The organism is Mesorhizobium sp. M7A.F.Ca.US.006.04.2.1 (assembly GCF_004022915.1).
Classification (GTDB): Bacteria; Pseudomonadota; Alphaproteobacteria; order Rhizobiales; family Rhizobiaceae; genus Mesorhizobium; species Mesorhizobium ciceri.
The window spans coordinates 1-2,451 of sequence record NZ_RZQA01000898.1 but is presented as its reverse complement, the minus strand read 5'-3'; the positions used below and the strand labels follow the sequence as shown (position 1 = coordinate 2,451).

The 2,451-nt window shown below is 61.7% G+C and carries 3 protein-coding genes; all 3 read left to right on the top strand.

What is annotated here, in order from left to right; translation table 11 throughout:
• On the top strand, positions 1–1,011 hold a 1,011-nt coding region (gene uxaC, locus EN925_RS31870; RefSeq protein ID WP_128337206.1), incomplete at its 5' end, for a glucuronate isomerase.
• Positions 1,012–1,043: 32 nt separating this feature from the next.
• The gene (locus tag EN925_RS31865) at positions 1,044–2,021 is read left to right on the top strand and encodes a TRAP transporter substrate-binding protein (protein ID WP_024504231.1); all 978 of its coding nucleotides are present in this window, start codon (positions 1,044–1,046) and stop codon (positions 2,019–2,021) included.
• A 59-nt stretch (positions 2,022–2,080) separates the two neighbouring features.
• Positions 2,081–2,451: TRAP transporter small permease (locus EN925_RS31860; protein ID WP_164894528.1), on the top strand; the 371-nt coding region annotated here is incomplete at its 3' end.

Genomic DNA, 2,451 nt, shown 5'->3' with positions numbered 1-2,451 from the left:
CCCGCCGACCGCCACTACGACACCATCGCGACGCTGCTGCAGTGGGAGAATTTCCGCCCGCGCGCCCTGTTCGAGCGCTTCAACATCGAGGTCATCGCGACCACGGAAGGCGCGCTCGACGATCTCAAATGGCACCAGATGATCCGCGACAGCGGCTGGCAGGGCCGTGTGGTCACCGCTTATCGGCCGGATGCCGTCGTCGATCCCGACTTCGAGGGGTTTTCAACCAATCTCGACCGGCTCGGCGAGATCACCGGCTGCGACACCGGCAATTGGGCAGGCTATCTCGATGCGCATCGCCAGCGGCGCGCCTTCTTCAAAAGCTTCGGCGCGACCTCGTCCGACCATGGCCATCCGACGGCCGAGACCGCCAATCTTTCGGATGCTGCAGCGCAGGAGCTGTTCAATCGCGTTCGCCGTGGCTCCGACGACGAGCGCGAACGGAAACTGTTCCGCGCCCAGATGCTGACCGAGATGGCCAAGATGAGCCTCGACGACGGGCTGGTGCTGCAGATCCATCCCGGCTCCTGGCGCAATCATTCGTCGGCTGTTTTCCAAAAATTCGGCCGCGACAAGGGTTTCGATATCCCGACCCGGACCGACTATGTCACGGCGCTGAAGCCACTGCTCGACTGCGTCGGACTTGAGCGCGACCTCACAATCGTTCTCTTCACGCTCGACGAAACAAGCTATGCGCGCGAACTGGCGCCACTTGCCGGTGTCTACCCGGCGCTGAAGCTCGGGCCGGCCTGGTGGTTCCACGACAGCCCGGAAGGCATGCGGCGCTTCCGCGAGATGACCACCGAGACCGCCGGCTTCTACAACACCGTCGGCTTCAACGATGACACCCGTGCCTTTCCCTCGATCCCGGCGCGCCACGATGTGGCGCGGCGGGTCGACTGCGCGTTCCTGGCGCGTCTCGTCGCCGAGCATCGGCTGCGCGAGGACGAGGCGCATGAGCTGGCGCGCGAGCTTGCCTATACACTTGCGAAAAAGGCCTACCGGCTCTGAGCCGGGCGTTTTGGTTTCATAGGGAGGAAGTCATGTTGCATCTTTCGAAATTGACGGCAGTAACATTCGTTTTCGGCTCGTTGCTGGTCGGCATCGCCAACGCCGAAACCGTGCTGCGGTCGTCCGATACCCATCCCGACGGCTATCCAACCGTCGAAGCGGTCAAATATATGGGCGAGCTGATCAAGCAGCGCACCAATGGCCGCTATTCGGTCGAGGTCTATCATTCGGCGCAGCTCGGCGAGGAGAAGGACACGATCGAGCAGACGCAGACCGGCGTCATCGATCTCAACCGCGTCTCCATGGGGCCGTTCAACGGCATCGTTCCACAGACCGCGGTGCCGTCGCTGCCCTACATGTTCCGCTCGGTCGAGCATATGCGCCATGTCATGGACGGGCCGATCGGGGACGAGATCCTGAAAGCTTTTGAGACTCACGACCTTGTCGGTCTCGCCTTCTACGATTCCGGGGCACGCTCCTTCTACAACACCAAGAAGGACATCACCTCGATGGCCGACATGAAGGGCATGAAGTTCCGCGTCATCCAATCCGACGTGTTCGTCGACATGGTCAATGCGTTGGGCGCCAACGCCACGCCGATGGCCTATGGCGAGGTCTATTCGGCTTTGCAGACAGGCGTCATCGACGGCGCCGAGAACAACTGGCCGAGCTTCGAATCCGCCAAGCATTTCGAGGTCGCCAAGCATTACACGCTCGACCAGCACCAGATCGTGCCCGAGGTTCTGGTGATGTCGAAGGCGAGCTGGGACAAGCTCGCCCCGGAAGACCAGGCGATCGTGCGGCAGGCGGCCAAGGACAGCGTCGTCAAGATGCGTGAATTGTGGGACGCGCAGGAGAAGAAGTCCCGCGACATCGTCGAGAAAGCCGGCGTCAAGGTCAGTGAGATCGACAAGCAGCCGCTGATCGATGCGATGAAGCCCGTCTACGAGAAATATCTCTCGACCCCCGAGTTGAAAGATCTCGCCGCGCGCATCCAGGCGACCAAATAATCCGTTCGCGGCAATGGTGGCGCGAGCTTGCGCGCCACCGTCCAGGGGGAAGCGCGCATATGAAACCATTCTGGCTGGCAATAGAACGGCTGCTGTCACGGCTGGCGAGGCTTGCGCTGTGGGTCAGCGGCATCGGCCTGACGCTGATGACGGTGATCATCTTCTGGCAGGTGTTCTCACGCTATGTGCTCAACAGTTCGCCAAGCTGGACGGAACCCTTCTCGGTGATTTTGATGGGGTGGTTCATCTTTTTGGGCGCGGCCGTCGGTGTCCGCGAACGCACGCATCTGGGCTTCGATGTGCTGCTCTATTTCCTGCCGCCCGCCGCAAAGGCGGTACTGCGCAGCATTTCGGATGTCGTCGTGCTCGCCTTCGGTCTCGGCATGATCGTCTACGGCGCCCAGCTCACCCGGCTGACATGGAACACGGT